General features: G+C 64.0%; 24 protein-coding genes and 1 pseudogene. 16 read left to right on the forward strand and 9 right to left on the reverse strand.

From position 1 onward, the window contains the following. Positions 1-59: 59 nt before the first annotated feature. On the forward strand, positions 60-1025 hold the full coding sequence (locus ACVMB0_RS23925; protein WP_461347881.1) for a GlxA family transcriptional regulator: 966 nt from the start codon (positions 60-62) through the stop codon (positions 1023-1025). Between the two features lie 72 nt (positions 1026-1097). Continuing rightward, on the forward strand, positions 1098-1667 hold the full coding sequence (locus ACVMB0_RS23930) for a histidine phosphatase family protein (protein ID WP_461347882.1): 570 nt from the start codon (positions 1098-1100) through the stop codon (positions 1665-1667). 102 nt (positions 1668-1769) lie between these two features. Here the strand turns inward: ACVMB0_RS23930 and ACVMB0_RS23935 are convergent, their stop codons facing one another. After that, on the reverse strand, positions 1770-2144 hold the full coding sequence (locus tag ACVMB0_RS23935) for an MmcQ/YjbR family DNA-binding protein (protein WP_461347883.1): 375 nt from the start codon (positions 2142-2144) through the stop codon (positions 1770-1772). Between the two features lie 189 nt (positions 2145-2333). Here ACVMB0_RS23935 and ACVMB0_RS23940 point away from each other — a divergent pair, with 189 nt between their 5' ends. The 4 genes from ACVMB0_RS23940 (at position 2334) to ACVMB0_RS23955 (ending at position 4990) form a co-directional block, all read left to right on the forward strand. Next, positions 2334-2963 carry a PadR family transcriptional regulator gene (locus ACVMB0_RS23940; protein WP_461347884.1) on the forward strand — a complete coding sequence of 210 codons (630 nt, stop codon included), beginning with the start codon at positions 2334-2336 and terminating at the stop codon, positions 2961-2963. A gap of 26 nt (positions 2964-2989) precedes the next feature. Continuing rightward, complete coding sequence (locus tag ACVMB0_RS23945; protein ID WP_461347885.1) at positions 2990-3634, forward strand: O-methyltransferase; 645 nt, start codon at positions 2990-2992, stop codon at positions 3632-3634. 108 nt (positions 3635-3742) lie between these two features. After that, positions 3743-4438, forward strand: coding sequence for a GNAT family N-acetyltransferase (locus ACVMB0_RS23950; RefSeq protein WP_456755254.1), 696 nt, complete (start codon positions 3743-3745; stop codon positions 4436-4438). A gap of 207 nt (positions 4439-4645) precedes the next feature. After that, positions 4646-4990 carry a Lin0512 family protein gene (locus ACVMB0_RS23955; protein ID WP_229170061.1) on the forward strand — a complete coding sequence of 115 codons (345 nt, stop codon included), beginning with the start codon at positions 4646-4648 and terminating at the stop codon, positions 4988-4990. A gap of 21 nt (positions 4991-5011) precedes the next feature. On the opposite strand, the gene ACVMB0_RS23960 is transcribed toward ACVMB0_RS23955, so the two are convergent. Next, positions 5012-5860, reverse strand: coding sequence for an SDR family oxidoreductase (locus ACVMB0_RS23960; protein WP_461347886.1), 849 nt, complete (start codon positions 5858-5860; stop codon positions 5012-5014). A 290-nt stretch (positions 5861-6150) separates the two neighbouring features. Here ACVMB0_RS23960 and ACVMB0_RS23965 point away from each other — a divergent pair, with 290 nt between their 5' ends. Next, positions 6151-8268 carry a phospholipase D-like domain-containing protein gene (locus ACVMB0_RS23965; RefSeq protein WP_461347887.1) on the forward strand — a complete coding sequence of 706 codons (2118 nt, stop codon included), beginning with the start codon at positions 6151-6153 and terminating at the stop codon, positions 8266-8268. Positions 8269-8417: 149 nt separating this feature from the next. Further along, positions 8418-9122, forward strand: a complete 705-nt coding sequence (locus tag ACVMB0_RS23970) for a glutathione S-transferase family protein (RefSeq protein WP_456755249.1) — start codon at positions 8418-8420, stop codon at positions 9120-9122. Here the strand turns inward: ACVMB0_RS23970 and ACVMB0_RS23975 are convergent. Together ACVMB0_RS23975 and ACVMB0_RS23980 are read right to left on the reverse strand one after the other, a co-directional pair. After that, positions 9119-9670, reverse strand: coding sequence for a disulfide bond formation protein B (locus ACVMB0_RS23975; RefSeq protein ID WP_461347888.1), 552 nt, complete (start codon positions 9668-9670; stop codon positions 9119-9121). The genes ACVMB0_RS23970 and ACVMB0_RS23975 overlap by 4 nt on opposite strands. Positions 9671-9678: 8 nt before the next feature. Then, on the reverse strand, positions 9679-9837 hold the full coding sequence (locus tag ACVMB0_RS23980) for a DUF5993 family protein (RefSeq protein WP_461347889.1): 159 nt from the start codon (positions 9835-9837) through the stop codon (positions 9679-9681). A gap of 143 nt (positions 9838-9980) precedes the next feature. Here ACVMB0_RS23980 and ACVMB0_RS23985 point away from each other — a divergent pair, with 143 nt between their 5' ends. The 3 genes and pseudogenes from ACVMB0_RS23985 to ACVMB0_RS23995 form a co-directional block, all read left to right on the forward strand. Further along, positions 9981-11318, forward strand: coding sequence for a dicarboxylate/amino acid:cation symporter (locus ACVMB0_RS23985; protein ID WP_456755246.1), 1338 nt, complete (start codon positions 9981-9983; stop codon positions 11316-11318). Between the two features lie 418 nt (positions 11319-11736). Next, entirely contained in the window at positions 11737-12948 is a 1212-nt protein-coding gene (locus ACVMB0_RS23990) for an ABC transporter substrate-binding protein (protein ID WP_461347890.1), read from the forward strand. A gap of 243 nt (positions 12949-13191) precedes the next feature. After that, positions 13192-13284, forward strand: a pseudogene (locus ACVMB0_RS23995) (thioredoxin domain-containing protein); the annotation flags it as partial. A gap of 77 nt (positions 13285-13361) precedes the next feature. On the opposite strand, the gene ACVMB0_RS24000 reads toward ACVMB0_RS23995, so the two are convergent. The 4 genes from ACVMB0_RS24000 to ACVMB0_RS24015 all read right to left on the reverse strand — a co-directional run bounded on the left by ACVMB0_RS24000 (position 13362) and on the right by ACVMB0_RS24015 (position 17567). After that, complete coding sequence (locus tag ACVMB0_RS24000) at positions 13362-14258, reverse strand: amidohydrolase family protein (RefSeq protein ID WP_461347891.1); 897 nt, start codon at positions 14256-14258, stop codon at positions 13362-13364. 216 nt (positions 14259-14474) lie between these two features. Next, entirely contained in the window at positions 14475-14987 is a 513-nt protein-coding gene (locus ACVMB0_RS24005) for a lipocalin-like domain-containing protein (RefSeq protein WP_456755239.1), read from the reverse strand. Positions 14988-15067: 80 nt separating this feature from the next. Continuing rightward, a complete protein-coding gene (locus tag ACVMB0_RS24010) occupies positions 15068-15829 on the reverse strand; it encodes a type 2 periplasmic-binding domain-containing protein (protein WP_456755238.1) in 762 nt (253 codons plus the stop codon). A gap of 184 nt (positions 15830-16013) precedes the next feature. After that, positions 16014-17567 carry a winged helix-turn-helix domain-containing tetratricopeptide repeat protein gene (locus tag ACVMB0_RS24015; protein ID WP_456755237.1) on the reverse strand — a complete coding sequence of 518 codons (1554 nt, stop codon included), beginning with the start codon at positions 17565-17567 and terminating at the stop codon, positions 16014-16016. 163 nt (positions 17568-17730) lie between these two features. Here ACVMB0_RS24015 and ACVMB0_RS24020 point away from each other — a divergent pair, with 163 nt between their 5' ends. From ACVMB0_RS24020 to ACVMB0_RS24030, 3 genes are all read left to right on the forward strand, one after another. Then, positions 17731-18783, forward strand: a complete 1053-nt coding sequence (locus tag ACVMB0_RS24020) for an alpha/beta fold hydrolase (protein ID WP_456755236.1) — start codon at positions 17731-17733, stop codon at positions 18781-18783. A gap of 103 nt (positions 18784-18886) precedes the next feature. After that, positions 18887-19255 (forward strand): ArsC family reductase, encoded by a 369-nt coding sequence (locus ACVMB0_RS24025; protein WP_461347892.1) that lies wholly within the window; start codon positions 18887-18889, stop codon positions 19253-19255. A 269-nt stretch (positions 19256-19524) separates the two neighbouring features. After that, the gene (locus tag ACVMB0_RS24030) at positions 19525-20538 is read left to right on the forward strand and encodes an IS30 family transposase (RefSeq protein WP_461347893.1); all 1014 of its coding nucleotides are present in this window, start codon (positions 19525-19527) and stop codon (positions 20536-20538) included. 35 nt (positions 20539-20573) lie between these two features. Here ACVMB0_RS24030 and ACVMB0_RS24035 read toward each other — a convergent pair whose 3' ends face one another. Then, positions 20574-21191 (reverse strand): hypothetical protein, encoded by a 618-nt coding sequence (locus ACVMB0_RS24035; protein WP_461347894.1) that lies wholly within the window; start codon positions 21189-21191, stop codon positions 20574-20576. A 455-nt stretch (positions 21192-21646) separates the two neighbouring features. Here ACVMB0_RS24035 and ACVMB0_RS24040 point away from each other — a divergent pair, with 455 nt between their 5' ends. Together ACVMB0_RS24040 and ACVMB0_RS24045 are read left to right on the forward strand one after the other, a co-directional pair. Beyond that, complete coding sequence (locus tag ACVMB0_RS24040; protein ID WP_456756557.1) at positions 21647-22402, forward strand: ABC transporter ATP-binding protein; 756 nt, start codon at positions 21647-21649, stop codon at positions 22400-22402. Then, entirely contained in the window at positions 22395-23138 is a 744-nt protein-coding gene (locus ACVMB0_RS24045) for an ABC transporter ATP-binding protein (RefSeq protein ID WP_461347895.1), read from the forward strand. Before ACVMB0_RS24040 ends, ACVMB0_RS24045 begins: the two co-directional genes overlap by 8 nt. Positions 23139-23175 lie beyond the last annotated feature (37 nt).

The following is a 23175-nucleotide window of genomic DNA, read 5'->3' on the forward strand; positions in this document are numbered from 1 at the left end:
GCGCGCCGCCGGATCGGGCCAACGAGACGTCGTTTCGCGCCAGCGGGCAGGGAGAAGGCATGGCGGTTCAGAAGGTCGCGGTCGCGATTCACGAAGGGGTTCAGGCGCTCGACGTCGCCGGTCCCGTCGACGTGTTCGCCGAAACGAACGGCTTTGTGCCTGCCGGGAATGGCTATGAGACGGTGCTGGTCGGCGTCAGCCGTGAACCGCTGCGCGCATCGAACGGCATGAAGATCGCGGCCGACCTCAGCTTCGACGAGGCAAGCGAGAAGTTTGATATCCTGCTTGTTGCCGGCGGGCCCGCGCTGCCCGAGGCCGCGCCGGACCCCGAAATGACGCGGTGGCTGCGCGGGGCGCCGGAGCGCGCTGAGCTCTACGGCTCGATCTGCACCGGCGCCTTCGCGCTTGGACACGCCGGGCTGCTCGATGGCCACAAGGTGACGACGCATTGGCAGAACGCGCAGCGGCTCGCGGCGCGCTTTCCGGCCGCGGACGTGATCCCCGATCGGATCCACATCCGCGACGGGAGGCTGATGACGTCGGCCGGCGTGACTGCGGGGATCGATCTCGGGCTCGCGCTGGTCGGCGAGCGTCACGGGCCGGAGGTCGCGGTCGCGGTCGCAAAGCGGCTGGTCGTGGTGGCGCAGCGCCAGGGCGGGCAGTCGCAGTTCAGCCCCTATCTCACCGCACCCATCGACGAGGCCTCGCCGGTTGCGCGGGCGCAGGCGCACGTCATGCAGCATGTCGGCGCGCGCCACACGCTGCAATCGCTGGCGGAGGCCGTCGGCATGAGCGTGCGCAATTTCGGCCGCGCCTTCGCGCAGGAGACCGGCATCACGCCGCACGAATTCGTCGAGCGGGCGCGGGTCGATGCCGCGCGCCGGCTGCTCGAGGGCTCGGACCGGCCACTGAAAGCGGTTGCGTTCGACTGCGGCTTCGGTTCGGCCGATCGAATGCGCATCGTATTCACCGAGCGGCTCGGCGTCTCGCCGGCGCAGTACCGGTCGAGTTTTCGCAAATTGTGATGCGGTTCATCAACCGCAGGCTGTATCGAGGCTAGGATCGTTCCGCCCCATATCTGCTCCGGAGAGGCCGCCATGGACGCGCTCACGCTCTTCATCATCCGCCATGCCGAGAAGCCTGACGATGGCTGGCCGGGCCCCGGCTTTACCGCGGACGGTGTGTCCGATACCGAGTCGCTCGTGCTCCGCGGCTGGCAGCGCGCCGGCGCATGGGCGGCGTTGTTCGGCACCGATCTCACCGGCGGCGACTATGCCAAGCCCAATGCGATCTATGCGGCGACGCCGGGCACCACGCCCAATCAGCCGCCGTCGAGCCGTCCCGCCGAGACGATCTCGGCGCTCTCCGCGCGCCGCCACCTGAAACCGAACGAAGGCTTTGCCAAGGGGCAAGAGCCGGCGCTGATGAAGGCCGTGCTGGCGTCGAAGGGCGTCGCGCTGCTGTGCTGGGAGCACAAGACGATCATCTCCGACATCCTGCCGCTGATCCCGGTCAGCAAGGGCACGCCGCCGACCAAATGGGAAGGCGACCGCTTTGACGTCGTGCTGCGCTTCGAGCGCGCCAAGGGCGACGACAAGTTCGCCTTCAAGGAGCTGTTTCCGAAATTGCTGTCGGGCGATTCCGACAAGCCGCTGGGGAGCAGCTGAGCCGCGCGGCGGCCGCGCCGGTTAGAGCGGTTTCGAGCGAAGTGGACGCCGGTTCGCGTGAAGAAAACGCGTCAAAACAAAAAGCTGAGCTTCGGTTCTGATTCAATCAGAACCGAAAAAGCTCTGGTCGAAGCCGAGTGTCTTGCGCAATTTCCGCGTCAGCTTCGCCGCGATCAGCGCATGCGCCTGATTGAGATAGGCCTTCAGCTCGGGATCGGGCAGGGCGTCGTTCCGCACCAGCTGTACCCAAGTGGCGCGCGCCAGATACGGCGCCGGCCGCGCCAGACCTTGCTCGATCAGCAGCTGGTAGGCCATGGTCGAGGTCTTGAACATGAAGCCGCCGGTGCTCTCGATGGTGCCGCCGGCGAGCGCGAACATCTTGCCACCGACCTTGAACACCGACGTGCCCTCCCATTGCACCACCTTGGTGGCGGCGGGCAGGCGCAGGCAATGGGCTTCGAAGGTTTTGGGGCGCATGAGTCGGAGGGACCGGAAGGATATCAAAGCCATAAGCCGGCGGCGCGAACGTCGGCAAGCCCGGGGTGGCGGTGGCGACCTTGGCTGCCTGGTTGCGGCTTCAGCCCCGAGACCTTCACGGAAACGTGGGTTGTGGCTCGCCCATCTGTAGATATATCGTAAGATATGTGTTCAGTAAGGAAAAGACCAATGAGAAAATCAAGGTTTCATGATCGGGACGGCGACGGCTTCCGGTTCGGGCTCTTCGCCATGGGCCGGCACGGCCGGGGCGGTCATCGCTTTGGCCGCGGCGGCCATGGCTTCTTCGGGCGGGGAGGCGGCGGCGACTTTCCGGGATCGCGGCGGCTCTCGTCGCAGGACCTGCAACTCGTGATCCTCGCGCTGCTCGGCGAGCAGCCGGCGCACGGCTATGAGCTGATCAAGACGATCGAGGAGCGGTCGGACGGCTTCTATAGCCCAAGCCCGGGCGTGATCTATCCGGCGCTGACCTTCCTCGAGGAGATCGGCCATGCCAGCGTCACCCAGGACGCGGCGCGCAAGCTCTACAGCATCACCGAGCAGGGCAAGGCGCATCTCGCCGAGAACCGCGCCACTGCCGACACCATTCTCGAGGCGCTGTCGCGGATCGGCCGCCGCATGGAGGAGGTGCGCGAAGCCTTCGCCGGCGTCAGCGATCTCGATGGCGAAGCGTCCGACGATATTCACCGCGCCCGTCATGCGCTGAAGAGCGCGCTGCGCCAGAAGCGCGGCTGCGATGCCGCCGAGGCGCGACGGATCGCGAAAATTCTCGACCGCGCGGCTGCCGAAATCCTGCAGTAATGACGCAATCGCAAAGGAGGCCCTTCATGTACAATGCTGAACCGCACAGCGCGATTGCCGACGCCCGCGTCACCGCCGTCATCGAGCGCCTGCAGGCCACGCGCCGGGCCCCGGTGCGAGACAACCCGATGCAGAGCGGCAGCCGCGATCCGCACGATTATGCCGAGCAGGGATTCTCGATCCACCCGGAGCAGGGCGAGCTGATCTACCTGCTGTGCCGCGGCCTGCGTGCCAAGCGCGTCGCCGAGTTCGCGACGTCGGTCGGAATGTCGACGCTCTATTTCGCGGCCGCAATGCGCGACAATGGCGGCGGCACCGTGATCGGCTCGGAGATCGTGCCGGCCAAGGTGGCTGCCGCGAAGCGCAACCTTGCCGACGCCGGCCTGGCCGCTTACGCCGAGGTCCGCGAGGGCGATGCACGCAAGACGCTGCGCGATCTCGGCGGCCCTGTCGACTTCATCCTGATCGACGGCTGGCCGGGCGAGAAGGGCCCGACGCTGGCGCGCCAGGTGATCGAGATCGTCGCCCCGCAGCTTCGCGTCGGGGGCTATGTCATGAACGACAATGCCGAGGCGGATTTCCTGGAGTTCGTGCGCGATCCCAGAAATGGCTTCGTGTCAATCACGCTGCCGCTGAAGGGCGGCACCGAGCTCTGCCTCAAGGTGGCGTAGCGGAGGTTTTCCTGCTGGCGTGATTGTGAGCCGCAACGGCATCACGCCATGCTGGATTTCATCGGCGCTTCTTGCTCTTCTCTGGAAAAATCAGGAGCGAAGCGCCGCATGTCCGAAGTCCCGCCAACCCATCCGCTTGATCGCCCGATCTGGAGCGCGCTGACCACGCGGCAGCGCGATCTCGCGGAAGGCTCCGCCGCTGCAAGGCGCTTCCCGCTCGCGATTGCGCCCTTCGCCGACATGGTCGACATGTCGCCCGAGAGCTTCGCCGCGCTCGGTGCGCTGCTGTCGGGGCCTGACATCGCGGTGCTGTTCACGCCCGATCCGGTCAGCGTGCCGCCGCAGTTCAAGGTGCTGCTGGCCGAGACCGGCGAACAGATGATCGGCGCGCCGGCGGCCTTTTCTCTGTCCGGCGTCGAGATCATCAGGCTCGGTGCGGCCGATGTTTCCGAGATGATGGCGTTGACGACGCTGACAAAGCCCGGTCCGTTCAGCGCGCGGACGCATGAGCTCGGCAACTTTTTCGGGATCCGCGTCGGCGGCGAGCTGGTCGCGATGACCGGGGAGCGGATGAAGCCCGGGAACTATACCGAGATGACCGCGGTCTGCGTGCATCCGGAGCATCGCGGCCGCGGCTATGCGCAGGCGCTGCTGTCGGCGGTCGGCCGCCAGATCGTGGCCCGCGGCGAGATTCCGTTCCTGCACGTTTTCACCAGCAATGTCTCGGCGATCGCGCTCTACCGCCGCCAGGGCATGGCGATCCGCCGCCGCCTGCACATCACGGTGTTGCAGAAGCAGGAGTAGCGCGGGCCGCGAGCTCTCATAAAGACCGAAAGTTCGGCTCACGGATGCAGGCGCCCCATGCCGCGGCGATCCTCACCGGGTCTCGCGGCGTGGATGCTGGCGCCCGCCGGTCAAAAGCGCGTAGGCGCTAGGATCCGGCTTGACGCCGCGGGCCCGGCGGCCGAAGGAGGGATCAGTCTCTCACGCCAACGACAACAGGAAAGTTTCATGACACGCGTGCGCTGTATCACCGAAATGGGCATGGGCGTCGACGTTCACGGCCGCGACGCCACCAAGGCCGCCAAGCGGGCGGTCTCGGACGCGATCCGCCATTCCAGCCTCGGCTTCTTCCGCATGCTCGGCAAGACCGCCAACGACATGTTCGTCGATGTCACGATTGCGGTGCCGAATCCCGAAGCGGTCGATACCGATGCTGTCGCGCGGGAATTGCCCTACGGCACCAAGACCGTAAAGGCGATCGCGGGCGGGCTCGAGATTCCGTCCGATCTCGGCAACGACCCGATCCTGATCGCGAATGCCGCCGTCATCGTCAGCTTCGACGACGGCAAATGACGAACAGGCGGCGACCGGCGTTTACTCGCCGCCCCTGAAATAGTCGGGCTTGCCGGTGGTCCAGGTCTCGCCCCAATGCTGGCCGCCGCCGTCGACGGTCAGCATCTCACCGGTGATGAACTTGCCGGACGGCGCGGCGAGATAGACCGCGGCTTCCGCGATGTCCCAGGGCGTGCCCGGACGCATCATCGGGTTGGAGCGCGGATAGGTGGCGCGCGCCGCCTCGCTGTAGACGTTCCAGCCCTCGGTCTCGATCGCGCCGGGCGCGATGCAATTGATGCGGATGTTCAGCGGCGCCCATTCGACCGCCAGCGCGCGCGACAGCCCGATCACGCCGGAGCGCGCCGCGATCGAGTGCGCAATGCCGTAGAGGCCGTGGGTCGTGACCACGACGATATTGACGATGCTGCCGGGATGTGTGCGGTCGCGCCAGCGTTGCGCCGCGGCCTGCATCATGTACCAGGTGCCGTTGAGGTTGGTGTTGATGACCGCGTTCCAGCCCTTGATCGAGACGTCGATCGCGGCCTGCGGGAACTGGCCGCCGGCACTGTTGACGAGATGATCGATGCGGCCATGCTCGGCCCATAGCGTATCGAACATCGGGTTGACCGCGTCGGCATCCCTGATGTCGGCGACATGCGCCGACGCCTTCAGGCCGCGATGGCCGAGATGATCGACCAGCGCATCGAGCTTGTCGGCATTGCGCCCCGTGACAACGACGTGGGCGCCGAGCCGGGCGAAAAGCCAGGCGATGGCGCGGCCGATGCCGCCGGCGCCGCCGGACACGACGACCACCTGACCGGCCAGCGCATCGGCCGCGAACACCGTCGGGTGCGTCGCGAGTTCGTCGTCGGAGAGGCCTGAAGGCATTCGTCGTCCGTGTCGGCTGGAGCTGTCGCGAGCCAATCTGTCCTATCGGCCGCCGAGCGGCAAGGCCGCGCTGACCGCCAATACATTCGCGCGATCTGTGAATCAGTTCACAGCTTTCGGTAGCAAATCCATCCACTATCTCGTGGAGCGCGGCACTGGCGATTGTGCGGATCGCAAGCGCAGCGTCATCGTCGCGCGATCTGATTTGGGTATTCATTGATACGGCCCCGGCAGACCTGCTGCGGGCTTCGATGTGCTTGATTCTCACAAACCGGATTTGAGGAGGCGTTATGAAAGCCGTTGCGTTCTCCAACAACGACATGGCCGTGGTCGCCTGGACCTTCGGCGGCAAGCTCAAGGATTGCCTCGGCTTCGCCGTGCACCGGATCGACGTCAAGGCGGGAACCGAAACCGTGCTGCCGGCGCTGGCCACATTCAAGGGCGAGCAGGCGAGCGAAGGCCGGACCACCGCCGACGATCCCGTCCAGAAGTTCTTCTGGAAGGATGTCTTCGCCAAACGCGGGGGCACCTACAAATACAAGATCGTGCCGATGACGGGCGCCCCCGGCAAGCTGACGCCGATGCCGTTCGGTCCGCTGATCTCGAATCAGGTGCAGCTCAGTCCGAACTACGGAACGTTGTCGGCATATTTCAATCGCGGCATCCTCGCGACGCAGGCCACCGCCCACAAGCTGACCGACGGATCGCCGGCGGGCGCGATGGTCGACGTTCTGAAGGAGCGGATCGTCAAGATCGGCGATCAGCTGCGCGTCGACCTTGCCGGAGACATGATCAAGGCGCTCACCACGTTGCCGGACGAAGCGTTGACCTCAAACGGGGAGTTGCTGCTCGCACTCTACGAATTCCAGGATCCCGAGCTGATCCAGCATTTTGCGGCGCTGCACAGCCGCGGCAGCCTGATCCTGTCCAACATGCCCAGCGGCAGCAAGAAGACCGGCGATCTCACCAACGACGCCTATGCCGAGGAGCGCCAGCAGATCAAGGCGGCCGGATTGACCGTCATCGACCGGTTCATGCCGAGCAACAGCATCGGCCACAACAAGTTCCAGGTGCTGGTCAACGGCACGCCGCAGGCCGTGCTGTTCGGATCGACCAATTGCACGTCGAATGCGCTGTGCGCGCAGACCAACAACACGATCATCGCACGCTCGCCGGCGATGGCTCAGGCCTATGCCGACTATTGGCAGCGGCTGAAGCAGGACACCGTGCCATCAGGCAATAACGGCAAGGCGCAGCAGGGGGCGGCGCTGCGCGGCACCGACGGCACCAAGCTGCCGACCATCACGCTGGAAGACAACAGCGGCACGGTCGATCTCTGGTTCTCGCCGAACACGCCGCAGCGTCGTGCCAGCAAACCCGGACCAAACGAGCCGACGCCGCCCGACATGCAGATGGTGTTCGACGCGATCGCCGGCGCCAAGCAGGCGATCGTGTTTCTGGTGTTCGAGCCGGGCTCGCCGAGCATCATCGACAAGATCGTCGACGCGTTGAAGGCGAAGCCGTCGCTGTTCGTGCGTGGCGCGGTCACCGCGCCCCAGGCGTCGGGAGATTTCGCCGTCGGCATCACTGGCGGCGGCGCGGGGACCAAGCCGGCGAAGCGGCAGAAGGGCGACCCGCCATTGCCCGAGGATTACCGCGTGATCCATACCCGCGGCGTTACCAAGTCGGACGCGTTCGGCCAGTGGGAGGCCGAGCTGAACCAAGCAGGCCACGCCGTGATCCACGACAAGATCGTCGTGATCGACCCGTTCGCCGATGATTGCGTCGTCATCACCGGCAGCCACAATCTCGGTTACAAGGCCTCCTACAACAACGACGAGAACATGGCGATCATCCGCGGCCACCGTGCGATCGCGGAAGCCTATGCGGCACATTGCCTCGACGTCTACGATCACTACGCCTGGCGCTACTGGCTGCAAACCAGCCCCAACACGGCCTGGCATTTCCTCGCAACCGACGACAGCTGGCAGAACAGCTACTTCTCGGCCGACAACCAGGTCAAATCCGCCGAGCTGTCGTTCTGGCTGTCGGCGACGCCGGCCGCTGAGGCGTTGCCGACGCCGGTCGACCAGAGCAGCACGCGTGTCCGCCCAGGCCTTCAGGCCGCGGTCGGTGGCGTCGCGCCGGCGATCGGCCCGCATGCCCGCGCGCCGCACCGCCAGGGTGGCGCGACGAAGCACAATCCGGCAGCCGGCCGGCGGAGGGCGGCCGCCGCCGCGCGGAAGAAGGTCGCGAAGACCCGGACGTCGACCGCTAGGTCGGCGAAATCCAAATCGGCAAAGGCCAAATCAGCAAAAGCCAAGACCAAGAAGGTGTCGAAGACCAAGAAGCGGCGTGTGGCGGCTCGTCCTGCCAAGCGCGCAAAGACGAAACGCGCGAAGACGTGATCGGGTGTTCCGTCGGAGCGAGCTCTCGGACGGGCGATGTGGATCGCGCCGGAACGCTGAATAATTGCGGAGGGCGCGGGCTTCAATCGGTGCGGCGGATCACCTAGATTGGTTCGGCCCCCATCGCCCGCCCTCCGACGAGTTCATCCATGCCCGATCTGTCTGCCTTTCCGATCACCAAGCGCTGGCCCGCGCAGCATCCCGACCGCTTGCAGCTCTATTCGCTGCCGACGCCGAACGGCGTGAAGGTCTCGATCATGCTGGAGGAGATCGGGCTACCCTACGAGGTGCATCTCGTCGACTTCAACAAGGACGACCAGAAGACGCCGGAGTTCCTGTCGCTGAATCCGAACGGCAAGATCCCGGCGATCCTCGATCCCAACGGTCCCGGCGGCAAGCCGCTGCCGCTGTTCGAATCCGGCGCGATCCTGCAATATCTCGCCGACAAGACCGGCAAGCTGCTGCCTGAGGATGCCGCGCGCCGCTACCAGGCGATCCAGTGGGTGCATTTCCAGATGGGCGGCATCGGGCCGATGTTCGGCCAGGTCGGCTTCTTCCACAAATTCGCCGGCAAGGATTATGAGGACAAGCGGCCGTTGCAGCGCTACGTCGCCGAGTCCGCGCGCCTGCTCGGCGTGATGCAGGCGCATCTCGCGGGGCGGCAATGGTTCATGGACGATGAATACAGCATCGCCGACATCTCGATGCTCGGCTGGGTGCGCAATCTGATCGGCTTCTACGGTGCGCGCGAACTCGTCGAGTTCGACCGCTTCACCCACGTTGCGGCCTGGCTGGAGCGTGGTCTAAAGCGGCCGGCGGTGGAGCGCGGCTTGAATATTCCGAAGCGCACCTAAGTGCGCTTCAGCAGCTCGTAGACGATCGGATTGTCGGCGCAGGCACTGAGGCCGCATTCGAGCAGGGTGGAAAGCACATTCAGCGCCGTCAGCCCGACCACCAGCCACACGGCGCCTTGCGCGAACTTGCCGGGCGCGGTGCCTTGTGCTGTGCGGTGATCGAACTGGCGGTCGAACAGCAGCATCGCCGCGAGCAGGACGATCGCTGCGATGAAGCCGATCAGCGCCCACGTATAGTAATGATAGCCGAGCAATGCCGACCCGTAGCCGGCGTCGCCGGGCAGGATGTGCAGCAGCACCTGCCGGGTCGAGACCGATGCGCCGACCACCGCCGTCAGCAGCGACAAGGCATAATGGCTCGGCCGCGGTCCGAAGCGGATGTTCAGGATCGGTCCGATCGCCAGAAGCGCGAACAGAGTGCGTTGCAACAGGCACAGCGGGCAGGGCAGCTCGTGCAGCACGAGTTGCGCCGCAAAGGCCGCGGCCAGCAGCAGCGCGAGACCATAGAGCGCCAGCGCATTCAGGCTCACGGCCCGGGTGTCGGTCATGGCCGGCCTCAGAACGACAGCGTGAGGCGGTCGGTGGCGTGATGCAGCAAGGTTGCGATGCACGCAACCAGGATCACCGCGAACAATCCGATCGCGACCGGACGCGGGCCACGCCAGGCCACCAGCATGGCGACGGTGATGGCGAGAAACAATGCGGTGAATTCCATCCTCAGCCTCCGGATGCGAGCCGGCCGCAGTCTATGACAGATTCGTGTGCGTGCGCGGCGGCCCGAATGGCCATTGTCGCTTGCGTGCGGCTCCGCCAAGATGGCATCACGAGTTCGAGTTCACTTCCAGCCCGGGGCACCTCATGACGACAGACGCGATCAAGCCCGCAGCCCATCACAAGCATCAGCCCTGGTACAAGATCCTCTATATCCAGGTGTTGATCGCGATTGTCGCGGGCGTCTTGATCGGCCACGTCTATCCCGGCCTCGGCAAGCAATTGAAGCCGCTCGGCGACGGCTTCATCGCGCTGATCAAGATGATGATTGCGCCTGTCATCTTCTGCACCGTGGTGCACGGCATCTCCTCGATGGGCGACCTCAAGCGGGTCGGCCGGGTCGGGTTGAAGACCCTGATCTATTTCGAGGTGGTGTCGACGGTGGCGCTCGCGGTCGGGCTTTTGGTCGGCGAGCTGCTGCAGCCGGGCCACGGCTTCAACATCGATCCCGCCACCATCGATCCGAAGTCGGTCTCCACCTACGTCACGCAGGCAAAAGAGCAGGGCATCGTCGCCCATCTGATGGCGATCATTCCGGACAGCTATTTCGGCGCCGTGGCGCGTGGTGATCTGCTGCAGGTGCTGCTGATCTCGATCCTGTCGGGTTTCGCCATCGCGCTGATGGGCAAGGCCGGCGAGCCGATCGCCGAGGCGATCGACAAGGCCGCCAAGATGTTCTTCGGCATCATCCGGCTCATCGTCCGCGTCGCGCCGCTCGGCGCGTTCGGGGCGATGGCGTTCACGGTCGGCGCCTACGGCCTCGGCTCGCTGGTCAATCTGGCAGCGCTGATCGGCACATTCTATCTCACCAGCGTCCTGTTCGTGCTGATCGTGCTGGGTGCGATCGCGCGGCTGGCCGGCTTCTCCATCATCCGCTTCATCGCCTATATCAAGGACGAGCTCCTGATCGTGCTCGGCACCTCGTCGTCGGAGACGGTGCTGCCGCAGATGATCCAGAAGATGGAGCATCTCGGCGCCTCGCGCTCGGTGGTCGGCCTCGTGGTGCCGACCGGCTACAGCTTCAACCTCGACGGCACCAACATCTACATGACGCTGGCGACGCTGTTTCTGGCGCAGGCCACCAACACCCATCTGACGATCTGGCAGGAGCTCGGCATCCTCGGCATCGCCATGATCACCTCGAAGGGCGCCTCCGGCGTCACCGGCGCCGGCTTCATCACGCTCGCCGCGACGCTGTCGATCGTGCCCGACATTCCGATCCAGTCGATCGCGATCCTGGTCGGCATCGACAAGTTCATGAGCGAGTGCCGCGCGCTGACCAATCTGATCGGCAATGGCGTCGCCTGCGTCGTGATCAGCCTGTCCGAGGGCGAGCTCGACAAGGACGCGCTGCATGAGACCATGGCGCATCCGCTCGAGCTCGGCGAGGCGCTGGAGCCGGGCGGGACCGGCGGAGCAACATGAAGTAAAGGGGCCGTCGCAGGGGGCGCAGCCAAAATACCGAGGAACAACCCCATGCAAAAGGAGCCGGCGGAGCCCGGCTTCGGCCGAATGGCTTGACACGTCGGGCAACTCACGGGTATTTTTCTAAAATACCGAAATTGCGCAAGCTTCTGCATATGGTCCATCAGTCGCGGGCGGAGCGGGAAACGTGCCATGTTCGCCGCCGCGGCTGAGGTCGTGAACCTCTGAAGTGGGAAGGGCCTCCACTGCAGGGTGACGAATATCCGCGGAGCTATGAGCGCATCATGCGCCCTCGATAGCGACGCTTCCATACCGCCGCCTTTGTGCAACCGCAGCAAATCACGCCACGGTTTGGTAGCGCTCGCTCGGATCGGAAAAATCTGATAGCGTGCATGGCGGCGTAGTTGCGAGGTAGCACATGAAAACGATTTTCAGTGTGATCTTGGTCGCGGCCGCTCTCGTGAACAATTCGGCCGACGCGCAATATACCGATGACGTCGTCAAGATCGGCGTATTGACCGATATGTCGAGCATCTATTCGGACATCGGCGGTCCTGGCGCGGTCGTGGCCGCTAAGCTCGCGGTCGAAGATTTTGGTGCGACTGCCAAGGGCATGAAAATCGAAATCGTCAGCGCCGACATGCAAAACAAGCCTGACGTTGGCGCAAACATTGCCAACAGGTGGTTCGACGTCGAAAAAGTCGATGTGATCGTTGACGGCATGAATTCCGGCGTTTCACTGGCAGTGAGCGAGATCGCCCGCCAAAAGAACAAGCTGTTCCTGGTGACGGGCGCGGCAACGTCGGACCTCACCGGTCCGAAGTGCAACACCAATACCATTCATTGGGTCTACGATACCTGGGCGCTCGCCAATAGTACCGGCAAGGCGACGGTACAGACGGGTGGCGATACCTGGTTCTTCGTCACCGCCGACTATGCGTTTGGGTATGCTCTTGAACGTGACGCAGGAGCGGTCGTTGAAGCCAATGGCGGAAAAGTGCTGGGCAAGGTCCGGGTGCCGATCAACACCAGTGACTTTTCGTCGTTTCTGCTCCAAGCACAAGCCTCCAAGGCTAAGGTGATCGGTCTCGCTAACGCCGGCGGAGACGCTACAAATGCGATCAAGCAGGCTGCCGAGTTTGGAGTTGTCAGAGGAGGGCAGAATATCGCAGGTCTGCTGTTGTGGGTGAGCGATATCGCAGCCCTTGGTCTGCCGATAACGCAGGGCGTCGTTTTAACCGAGGCCTGGTATTGGGACATGAACGACAACAACCGTATCTGGACGAAACGCTGGCAGGTCGAGCGCCCGGGCAAGGTCCCCACTTCGGCCCAGGCCGGTGTCTATTCGGCCGTGACCCACTATCTCAAGACAGTCGAAGCGCTAAAATCTGACGCCGATGGCCGCGCCGTCGCCGCCAAGATGAAGGAGATTCCGACCGACGACCGTCTTTACGGCAAAGGACTCATTCGAGCGGACGGACGCAAAATCCACGATATGTATCTCTTCGAGGTAAAAACGCCGGCCGAATCGAAATACTTCGGCGACTTCTACAAAGTGCGCGCCACCATCCCGGCAGCAGAAGCCTTCCGACCGTTGCAAGATGGCGGGTGTCCCCTCGTGAAGGGCTGATCACCAGCGCATCTGCGGCGACGAGCCGCCTTCTGAGGTCGCATCATAGATGCACTTGCCGCCGCGCACGATACCGCTGTCCCGATGATCGATGCTCCACAGGATCAAACAATGTCATCGAGTGGCGGCGCCCGACGATTGGCTTGCCGCCAACTACCTTGCTTTCGCTCAACTCGCATCAACCAGACTATGGGTGCGCTGTCATAAGTACACGCCCAGATACATCTCCAGGAACGCTCAACCATGCTCACCGTCTATGGCGAAGGTCGCGGCTTTCGCGTTGTTTGGCTGCTCGAGGAATTGGGATTGGCTTATCGGCTGCGCCCTGTCGACCTGCATGAGCCCAACACCTGCGGAAAAGCGAACATCTCCCGAGATGCCGAGGGGCGAAGGCGGACTGGCAACGATCTGGTTCACGTCCAGCGCAGCCGCGCCAGGATTGCGCGACCCATGATCCAGTCCTTGTCGCTCTCGCTGAGGAACGGAAGCTCCTCCGTGAATTGCGTTACGCGCTGCCGGTAGGTGGCTCTCGCGAATGAATTGGTTAGATCGGTCCCCCAGTGGCATCGCTCCGGCCCGTACGCGTCGAACAGGCGGTGGATATGCGGGATCACGTCACGGAATGGATAGGGTTCAGTCGAAATCAGCGGGACCGACGACAATTTCACCGACACATTCGGATAATTTGCGAGCGCGGCCGCCTGGACGATGGCTTCCGGCACCACGTTGTTGCTTGCGAATCCCGATGAATCGGCATGAGGGCGCAGACCCGCGCCGACGCCCATGTGGTCGATGATGAGCGTAAGTTGCGGGTGTCGCTCGGCGATACCGGCGAACAGCGATGTCTGGCCCGATGTGAGAAACATCACAGGCAGGCGGGCCTTCTCCGCCGCCGGCCAGAACCAGTCCGCGGTCCCGTCGGTCAGCCATGCCGCTTCGCCGGGGCCGAAGTTCAGCCTCACGCCGAGCACGCCGGGCTGGTCGCGCCAGCTCGCAAGCCGTGCCGCGCGGTCGGGCTTGTCGAGGGCGACACGCGCCATGATGGCGAAGCGGCCGGGGTACCGTTTGACCGCCTCCTGGGCATAGTCGATGCGCTCGCCTTCGAGCGACGCCGGCGGAACGATCACGACGCGATCGACGCCGGCTTCGTCCATCAGCGGAATTATTCGCTCGATGGTGAAGGGCTCCGGAAGCTGCGGTTTGGCACCGGGGAGCCAGGGTCTTTGCGGGGTGCTCGCCGGCCACAGGTGAACCTGCGAATCAACGATCACCCGTTTTTGCTGCGCGACCGTTGTCACGGCGTGCTGCATTGACAGCGCGACGCCGGTCGCGACGGTGCCGGTCAGAAAACTACGGCGCGAAGGCATACGGTGTACTTCCTGCTCTGTGGTTTTAATCACCCGCGAATGTCGATCGGTATGGCGCCCCCAGGCAGATCACAGCAGGTTGGCTCGCAAGATTGAGGATCACACCAGGAATTGCGCCATGGATAACGCAACGGACAGCAGCGGAATCGCCCGAGCCATTCACTTTGCTCGCTTCCAAATCACGTCGACAACGTCCCTACCGGGAGGACGGACAGTCAGCGACAGTTGATCCTCCACAATTCTAACGAGGCGCTTCTGATCGGTGCCATTCCAGTTTGGAAAGGAACTTCCCTCGACGTGAATTGCGATGCTACTATCTGCCTCGTTGGTCGAATACGTTCCGAAATAGGTTATCGTTCCGTCGGCCGTTTCCTTGTTCTCTTCGGGCGTACCTTGCCACAAGGCGTTGCTCGTATACTTGGGGCGGTCTGATTTCATCACCGTTATGATGTATCGCCCATCCGTATCAAAGAACGCAATGCCCTTCGGGTCGGTCCCGTAGCGCCTGACGATCGTACCGTCAGGCTTCTTCTGCTCCCAGGCGATCAGGGTCCATGTACCGACCAGCCGCTGCTTGAGCGACTGCATCTGACCTCTCGCGTCGGACGTCATAGCGAAAGCGCCAAAGGCCACGATCGAGCATGCGGCAAAAATTGCGCGCAAGATTTTCATCAGTCTTGCTCCTGTTAGCATGGCAGTGCTGAGCGAACTGAGCAGCCGCCATGATCGGCACGTGGTCGCGGGTCATACAGTCAATTCTTAGCAACGTTCACGCCCTTGAGGCCTGTCGCGTCGATCGCCCTCTGCACTACACCCGTCCGTTTTGCTTCATCGACGAGCGCCGCAAGTGCAGCCTGCACCTCTGCCGAGCGATCTTTCGGAAGCGCGGCCGCCACACGAACCATCGCAAATGCGCCGGGTACGATTTTGGCACCGGGCAACGCATTGGCTGCAGGGTATCCGACCCCGGAGTCCGCCCCAAATACGTCCGCCTTGCCCGAGCGCAGCAACTCGGCCGCGTCAGCCGCGATGGTCGGGCTGAGTGGGATACGGACGATCTCGGCCGCCTTGATCTCCCGGGTGAGCACGCGCTCCGAGGGAGCTCCGCGAATGGTGCCGATCTTGACACCGGCCTTATCGACCGAGGGGATGTCGGGGAATTCCTTTCCTGGCGCCGCGACATAGATGAGACTAATGACCCACAGGTCGGCGGTAGAGGTGGACTTATCGGCAGGAGCAAGAACTCGGGGTCCGATTGCGACGTCCCATTCACCTTTGCCGAAGCTTTGCTGGTATGCATCCGGACTAGGATACATCACGGGTTCGACCGCCACGCCGAGCTTCTGCCCAATGAACCGCGAGACCGGCTCAGCCACGCCACCGAGCACGGTGATGTCAATCATGCCGACGCGTAACTTTCCACTTGGGGCGATCTCCGGCGCTGGAGCTGTCTGCCCAAATGCCATGCCAGACAACGTTATGAACAACGCGACCGAAAGAAGAAGCCGAACCATCAGGCGCCCCTTTGCTTGGACAGGTCGATCCTATCAGCGGACGGGCAACCCGGCCATTACTACCGAATTGGTAGGGCTCGCGAGGCGATGTTGCCTACGGGTCAACTCGACAAAACTCAAAGTCAGCATAGCGCGTTGGTTTTCGGGCGCATCGCGAATGATCGTCGCGTCCTCCCGAGCGGTGTCAGTCCGGGACGCCGGCCGCCTTCAGCGTTTCACGATAGGTCGCGGACATCGATTGCACCGGAAACGGAATCCGCGACAGGAAGCTGGAGATCGAAAACTCCGGATCGACCTTAAGCAGCTCGCGCGCGGTCTGGGTCGCGCGCGCGGAGTCGCCGGTCTTGACCAGAGCCACGATCAGGACGCGGAGGGCGACTGCGAAGCGACGGTTCTGCGCCAGCGCCTTGTCGGCCCACGTCACCGCCTCGGTGAAATTCTGGTCGAGCACCGCGCAGATCGCGAGCGCCGCGGACGCGAACCAGCCGCGGGGGTCGCGCGGGTTGAGCCGTTGCGCGCGCTCGATCATCGCGCGGCCAACGTTCTGGTTGCCGCGCATCGCCTCGATCCAGCCGCCGAGCACCAGCGCCATCGCCGAGTTCGGATTGATCGCAAGCGAGCGCTCGAACAGTTCGCGCGCGGGCTCGATCTCGTCGGCCATGTTCCAGATCGCGAACGCCGCCATCCACAGCACCTGCGGATCGCCGGGCGCAAGCTCCACCGCGCGCCAGGCCTGCGCGACCGCGCGCTCCCGGTAGGAGTCGTCAGGCTTCAGCCAGCCCTGGACATGGCGCATCGCATGGCAATAGGCCGACGCCGCCAGCGCGGGCGCGTAGGTCGGATCGAGCGCCAGCGCCTGGTCGAGGCAATCGAGCGCGGCTTCCATGCTCTCGGGCGTGAACTCGTACCTCAGACTGTAGGCGCGCAGCAGCAGATCGTAGGCGTCGAGCTTGTCGGGTGGCGCGGCCCGCACCCGCTCGGCCTCTGCGACCAGCATCGTCGGCTCGATCGCGCCGACCACGGTCTCGGTGATGCGATCCTGCAGGTCGAACACGTCGTTCGCCGCACCGTCGAAGCGATCGGCCCACAGATGCGCGCCGGAGGTGGCGTCGATCAGCTGGCCGGTGATGCGCAGGCGATCACCGCCGCGGCGGACGCTGCCCTCGAGCACATAGCCGACGCCGAGCTCGCGGCCGACCTGGCGGATATCGACCGCCTTGCCCTTGTAGGTGAAGGCGGAGTTGCGCGCGATCACGGTGAGGCGGCTGCAACGGGCGAGCGCGGTGGTGATGTCCTCGGCGATCCCGTCGGCGAAATAATCCTGCTCCGGATCGCCGCTCATGTTGGTGAAGGGCAGCACCGCGATTGACGGGCCCTCGCTCGGTCGCGGCGGCGCGGCGTTGTCGGCAACCGGACGGGCGGACGCGCTGTCCTCCCGGACATCGCCGACGAAGCGGAGGCCCTTGCGGGGCAGGGTGCGGATCAGCCGCTGCGCCTCGCCATTGTCGCCGATCGCGGTCCGCGCCGCGTTGACCCGGCTGCTCAGCGTCGCCTCCGAGACGATCCGGCCGTGCCAGACCGCGGCCAGCACCTCGTCGCGGCTGACGACGCGATTGCGCGCGCGGATCAGGAATTCCAGGAGGTCGAAGACCTGCGGCTCGACGGCCACCAGGGCAGCGCCGCGGCGCAGCTCCCGGCGCTCGGAATCGAGGGTCAAGTCGTTGAAATGGTAAGTCAATTCGAAGAGTCCGGCAGGCGGCGGCTGAATCCGGAGCGGAAGCTAGCACAGGCCGACGGAAGCCAAAATCAAGACGGTCTGAAGAACAAATCCATGTCCTCTGAAAGCGGGCGGAGGCGGTCTCTGCGATAGTGATTTCGACACCAGAGTTAAGGAGATCGCCATGTCCCAACCCACCAACCAGCAACGCCGCCGCTTCCTCGGCATCGCCGGCGGGATCCTCGCCGCGTCCCGGTTTGGCTTGATCGGATCGGCGAGCGCGCAATCCAAGGAGCAGTCCAAGGCGGCGGCGCCCGCGGTCAAGGCCGGCGGCCATACCACGATCGGTCCGGTGAAGCAGATCAAGGCCGGCGTGCTCGATACCGGTTATGTCGAGATGGGTCCGGCGTCAGGTCCTGCTGTCATTCTGCTGCACGGCTGGCCCTACGACATCCACAGCTATGCCGACGTCGCGCCGGCGCTGGCGGAGGCCGGCTATCGCGTGATCGTGCCGCATCTGCGCGGCTACGGCAGCACGCGCTTCCTCTCCAGCGATACCAAGCGCAGCGGCCAGCCGGTCGCGGTCGCCGCCGACATCATCGCGCTGATGGACGCGTTGAAGATCGAGAAGGCGGTGCTCGGCGGTTATGATTGGGGTGCGCGCACCGCCAACATCATGGCAGTGCTCTGGCCCGAGCGCTGCAAGGCGATGGTGTCGGTCAGCGGCTACCTGATCGGCAGCCAGGCGGCCGGCAAGCTGCCGCTGCCGCCGAAGGCCGAGCTGCAATGGTGGTACCAGTTCTATTTCGCGACCGAGCGCGGCCGCGAGGGCTATGCCAGGAACCGGCACGACTTCAACAGACTGATCTGGCAGCTCGCTTCGCCGCAGTGGAAGTTCGACGACGCCACCTATGACCGCAGCGCCGCCGCGTTCGAGAACCCCGACCACGTCGAGATCGTGATCCACAATTACCGCTGGCGGCTCGGCATCGCCGAGGGCGAGGCCAAGTACGACGCCTTCGAGACGACGCTGGCCCAGGCGCCCGTGATCGCGATCCCGACCATCACGATGGAAGGCGATGCCAACGGCGCGCCGCATCCGGAGCCCGCGGCCTATGCCAGGAAGTTCTCCGGGCATTACGAGCATCGCCAACTCGCCGGCGGCATCGGCCACAACCTGCCGCAGGAGGCGCCGCAGGCCTTCGTGCAGGCGATCATCGACGTCAGCAAGGTCTAGACACGTGCCGCCAAGATCGATGTGGAGACCTGATAGCTTCGATCTGGCGCTGCGATGGCTGCGAGGCTAGTTTCCCCGCGGCAATCGCATGCGGGGTACGGCTTTGACCATCACCATCTACGGCATCAAGAACTGCGACACCATGAAGAAGGCACGCGGCTGGCTCGACGATCACGGCGTCGCCTATGATTTCCACGATTACAAGACGGCCGGGATTGCCAAGGACAAGCTCAAGCAATGGAGCGACGAGGTCGGCTGGGAGACGCTGCTCAACCGTGCCGGCACCACCTTCAAGAAGCTGCCCGATGCCGACAAGGAAGGGCTGAACGAGCGCAAGGCGCTGGCGCTGATGGCCGAGCAGCCCTCGATGATCAAGCGTCCGGTGCTCGACCTCGGGCCGAAGCGCGTGGTCGGCTTCAAGCCGGATATCTATGCCAAGGAAGTGCTGGCGAAAGCGCGCAAGAAGGGCTGATGCCGGCAGGCTCCGCGCATCTCGAACCATGAGGTCCCGTCGGTGGCCTACATCGTTCGAGACGCCCACATCCTGCGGGCTCCTCGGATGACCGGTCTGAAGGCGGGACAACATGTCCGACGTCGTCCCTGCGAAAGCAGGGACCCATAACCACAGGATCTAATTGTTGAAAGGCTGTGACCCCAGCCCTGCGCAACAATGGCCTTCGGTGGCTATGGGTCCCCTGAGTTCACAAACGAAGTGCAACACTTCCTTGAGGAGGTGTTGCGATGGGGCGGAGTTACGAGCAGCTATCCCTGGACGAGCGATGCGAGATTGCCCGGCTTTCAGCCAATGGCAGCTCGGTGCGGCAAATCGCGGCAGCTCTGGATCGCTCGCCATCAACGATCTCTCGGGAGCTGAACCGCAATTCTGGCGCCCAGGTCGGCTACAAACCCAGCTATGCCCAGCAACAGATGCGAGCGCGGCGCTGGACGGGCGTACGCCTCGAACGGGAGCCCGGCCTGCGCCGCGCGGTCTTGGAGCGCCTTGGTCGGGGCTGGTCGCCCGAGCAGGTCGCGGGCCGGCTGGCCCGCGAACACGGCCGCAAGGTGATCTCCCACGAGACCATCTACCGCTTCATATACGCCCAGATCCGGCGCACCTCGGACTTCAGCTGGCGGCGTTATCTGCCACGCGGCAAGAGCAAACGCGGCTACCGCGGCAAGAAGGGCGGCAGTCCCGCAAGCTTCATAGAAGGCCGTGTTTCCTTGGACAAACGGCCTATCGAGGCCGCCGATCGCAATGCCCCCGGTCATTGGGAAGCCGACCTGATGATGTTCTCCAAATACGGTCAGGCGATCCTGACCGTGCACGAGCGCACCTCGCGCCTGCTGCTCGGCATCCGCATCGCCAGCAAGCTCGCGCGCGGTATCGCCCGTCATCTCGTCCGCTTGTTTGCTGCCTTGCCGGAAGGCCTGTGCCAGACCGTTACCTTCGACAATGGGACCGAGTTCGCCTGTCACCTGGAGCTGCACCGCCTCGCGATCGAGACCTTCTTCTGCGATCCGCACGCGCCCTGGCAGAAGGGCGGCATCGAGAATGCGATCGGTCGGATGCGCCGCTTCATTCCACGCAAAACCGATCTCGCGACCTTCCCGACGCGCCGCCTCCGCCAGTCGATCAACGCCTACAACAACACCCCGCGCAAATGCCTTGACTTCCAAACCCCTCTCGAGGCCTTCTCTCAAGTGTTGCACTTCGAGTGTGAATCCACCTCCCTGCTTTCGCAGGGACGACACTGAATGTTTGGTGCCGCTTCCCTTAGCTCGAAAGCGCTTTACGTCAGCTCGACCGAATCCTGGCTCGCCGGACGATCCGCCGGCACGAACCTGCGATCGATCACGGCGCGCACCGTGACGACTGGGACCGACTTCGCCTTCACGCCCATCAGATTGTGCAGCCGGAAGCCGCCCTCGATGCTGATCGCCTTGTAGGAGCCGATGATGTGCTCGACGGTGTCGCCGCGCCCGAACGGCAGCAGCAGCCGTTCGTAGGAGACATCCTTGCCGTCGGCGTCGGTGACTTCAGCGACCGTATAGGTCGGACGCTTTCGCGCCAGGCAGGCACGATAGGACCGGATCACGCCGGCATAACGCTCCGGGCCGATCGCATCATCCAGATAGCGGTTGGTGCGCAGCCGCGGCTCGACATGCTCGTTGCCATAGGCGGTCGTTAGCCTTGCGCCTTCCTGCGTGATGATGAAACGGGCGGCGTCGCCGCTGCCCTCGACGTCGAAGCCCATCATGTCGGCGCGCTCGTCGGCACTGCCGTCGGTGTGGAAATCGTCGAGCGTGGGAAGCGCGTCCGGCGTGCGCAACGCGCGCAGCCAGGAGTTCAGCAGCACGCGCTGCGTGATCGATTTGATCACCGATGGATCGGCACTTGTGAATGGCATGGGCTAGCCGACGCGCGGGATGGTCGGGCCGCGGGCATAAAGCCGCAGCCACGTGCTGAGGACATCACGTTGCCGGATCGACTTGACGACCGAGGAATTGGCGCTCTCGAAATGCAAGGCTGGTGCCGCTCATCATGTAATGGCCAAAGCTTCGGCGAGAAGGCGGAAATATTCTATGAATGCCGGACTGCGGAGCAAAACACCCTTAATGGTGGCTTTCCGAGGCGCAAAGCCCGCGGAAATACCATTCGACTAAGGATCAACCGGAACAAGCCGTGCCGATACTGCACTGCACAGCTTTCCACCTTGCGTAACTGCCGCAGATGACGGCATATTCCGGCCCGGAGGAGGCGGGCGCCGGACGGTTTCCAAGACGGACCGACGACCTGTCTGACATGAAAAAACTGGCCACGCGGGCGAGGCGCTTCGCGGCGATGGCGTATGGGGGAATCTTTTTGGCCGATGAGTTCATCCTCGAAACCAGCGGATTGACCAAGGAATTCGCCGGTTTCTTTGCCGTTCGCGACGTCGCGCTGAAGGTGCGTCGCGGCAGTATCCATGCGTTGATCGGGCCGAACGGCGCCGGCAAGACGACCTGTTTCAATCTGTTGACCAAGTTCCTGAAGCCGTCTGCCGGCCAGATTCGCTACAAGGGCCAGGACATCACCGCGATGCCGCCCGCCGACGTGGCGCGGCTCGGGCTCGTCCGCTCGTTCCAGATCTCCGCGGTGTTTCCGCATCTGACAGCGCTGGAAAATGTGCGCGTGGCGCTGCAGCGCCAGCATGGTTCGTCATTCGATTTCTGGCGCTCCAAGAGCGTGCTCGACCGCTTCAATCCGCGCGCGCACGAGCTTCTGAACGATGTCGGCTTGAGCGAATTCGCCAACACGCCGGCGGTCGAGATGCCGTACGGCCGCAAGCGCGCACTTGAAATTGCAACGACACTCGCGCTCGACCCCGAGATGATGCTGCTCGACGAGCCGATGGCCGGCATGGGCCATGAGGACATCGACAAGATCGCGGCGCTGATCAAGCGGATCTCGGCCAAATACACCATCCTGATGGTCGAACATAACCTCTCGGTGGTGGCCAACCTCTCCGACATCATCACCGTGCTGACGCGCGGGCAGGTGCTGGCGGAGGGCAACTACGCCGACCTCTCCAAGGACGAGCGCGTGAAGGAAGCCTATCTGGGAGCGGGTCATGGCTGAGGCAAATCTCGCGGAGAAGCCGGTGGCCGCGGCCGGCGCCGAGGTGCTGGCGGTCAAGGATTTGCAGGCCTGGTACGGCGAATCCCACATTCTGCACGGCATCAATTTCAACGTGAAAGCCGGCGAGGTGGTGACGCTGCTCGGCCGCAACGGCGCCGGCAAGACCACCACGCTGAAGTCGATCATGGGCGTGATCGGCAAGCGCTCCGGCTCGATCCGCTTCGACAACAAGGAGATCATCCGCGCCACATCGGACAGAATCGCGCGGCTCGGCATCGCGTTCTGCCCGGAGGAACGCGGCATTTTCGCCAGCCTCGATGTGAAGGAGAACCTGCTGCTGCCGCCGGTGGTGCGGCCGGGCGGGCTGCCGCTCGACCAGATCTTCACGCTGTTTCCCAATTTGAAGGAGCGCCTCACCAGCCAGGGCACCAAGCTGTCGGGCGGTGAGCAGCAGATGCTGGCGATCGCGCGCATCCTGCGCACCGGCGCGCGCTTCCTGATGCTGGACGAGCCGACCGAAGGCCTGGCGCCGGTCATTATCCAGCAGATCGGGCACACCATTGCGCGCCTGAAGTCGCAGGGATTTACGATCCTTTTGGTCGAGCAGAATTTCCGTTTCGCCTCGACCGTTGCCGACCGCTACTACATCGTCGAGCACGGCAAGGTGATCGACGGCTTCGCCAATTCCGAGCTGTCCGCCAACATGGACAAGCTGCATACCTATCTCGGCGTTTGATCGCCCGAGCCAGAAAATTTAAGGACTGAGGGAATCC

The sequence above is a fragment of the Bradyrhizobium sp. USDA 4451 genome (assembly GCF_054822585.1).

Excerpts from the sequence above, each read along its gene's own strand:
- ACVMB0_RS23990 (WP_461347890.1), top strand. The coding sequence starts at position 11,737 with ATGAAAACGATTTTCAGTGTGATCTTGGTCGCGGCCGCTCTCGTGAAC.
- ACVMB0_RS23945 (WP_461347885.1), top strand. The coding sequence starts at position 2,990 with ATGTACAATGCTGAACCGCACAGCGCGATTGCCGACGCCCGCGTCACC.
- ACVMB0_RS23935 (WP_461347883.1), bottom strand. The coding sequence starts at position 2,144 with ATGCGCCCCAAAACCTTCGAAGCCCATTGCCTGCGCCTGCCCGCCGCC.
- ACVMB0_RS23985 (WP_456755246.1), top strand. The coding sequence starts at position 9,981 with ATGACGACAGACGCGATCAAGCCCGCAGCCCATCACAAGCATCAGCCC.
- ACVMB0_RS23970 (WP_456755249.1), top strand. The coding sequence starts at position 8,418 with ATGCCCGATCTGTCTGCCTTTCCGATCACCAAGCGCTGGCCCGCGCAG.
- ACVMB0_RS24010 (WP_456755238.1), bottom strand. The coding sequence starts at position 15,829 with ATGGTTCGGCTTCTTCTTTCGGTCGCGTTGTTCATAACGTTGTCTGGC.
- ACVMB0_RS23950 (WP_456755254.1), top strand. The coding sequence starts at position 3,743 with ATGTCCGAAGTCCCGCCAACCCATCCGCTTGATCGCCCGATCTGGAGC.
- ACVMB0_RS23940 (WP_461347884.1), top strand. The coding sequence starts at position 2,334 with ATGAGAAAATCAAGGTTTCATGATCGGGACGGCGACGGCTTCCGGTTC.
- ACVMB0_RS23960 (WP_461347886.1), bottom strand. The coding sequence starts at position 5,860 with ATGCCTTCAGGCCTCTCCGACGACGAACTCGCGACGCACCCGACGGTG.
- ACVMB0_RS23965 (WP_461347887.1), top strand. The coding sequence starts at position 6,151 with ATGAAAGCCGTTGCGTTCTCCAACAACGACATGGCCGTGGTCGCCTGG.
- ACVMB0_RS23955 (WP_229170061.1), top strand. The coding sequence starts at position 4,646 with ATGACACGCGTGCGCTGTATCACCGAAATGGGCATGGGCGTCGACGTT.
- ACVMB0_RS24035 (WP_461347894.1), bottom strand. The coding sequence starts at position 21,191 with ATGCCATTCACAAGTGCCGATCCATCGGTGATCAAATCGATCACGCAG.
- ACVMB0_RS24020 (WP_456755236.1), top strand. The coding sequence starts at position 17,731 with ATGTCCCAACCCACCAACCAGCAACGCCGCCGCTTCCTCGGCATCGCC.
- ACVMB0_RS23930 (WP_461347882.1), top strand. The coding sequence starts at position 1,098 with ATGGACGCGCTCACGCTCTTCATCATCCGCCATGCCGAGAAGCCTGAC.
- ACVMB0_RS24045 (WP_461347895.1), top strand. The coding sequence starts at position 22,395 with ATGGCTGAGGCAAATCTCGCGGAGAAGCCGGTGGCCGCGGCCGGCGCC.
- ACVMB0_RS23925 (WP_461347881.1), top strand. The coding sequence starts at position 60 with ATGGCGGTTCAGAAGGTCGCGGTCGCGATTCACGAAGGGGTTCAGGCG.
- ACVMB0_RS24000 (WP_461347891.1), bottom strand. The coding sequence starts at position 14,258 with ATGCAGCACGCCGTGACAACGGTCGCGCAGCAAAAACGGGTGATCGTT.
- ACVMB0_RS23980 (WP_461347889.1), bottom strand. The coding sequence starts at position 9,837 with ATGGAATTCACCGCATTGTTTCTCGCCATCACCGTCGCCATGCTGGTG.
- ACVMB0_RS23975 (WP_461347888.1), bottom strand. The coding sequence starts at position 9,670 with ATGACCGACACCCGGGCCGTGAGCCTGAATGCGCTGGCGCTCTATGGT.
- ACVMB0_RS24005 (WP_456755239.1), bottom strand. The coding sequence starts at position 14,987 with ATGAAAATCTTGCGCGCAATTTTTGCCGCATGCTCGATCGTGGCCTTT.
- ACVMB0_RS24030 (WP_461347893.1), top strand. The coding sequence starts at position 19,525 with ATGGGGCGGAGTTACGAGCAGCTATCCCTGGACGAGCGATGCGAGATT.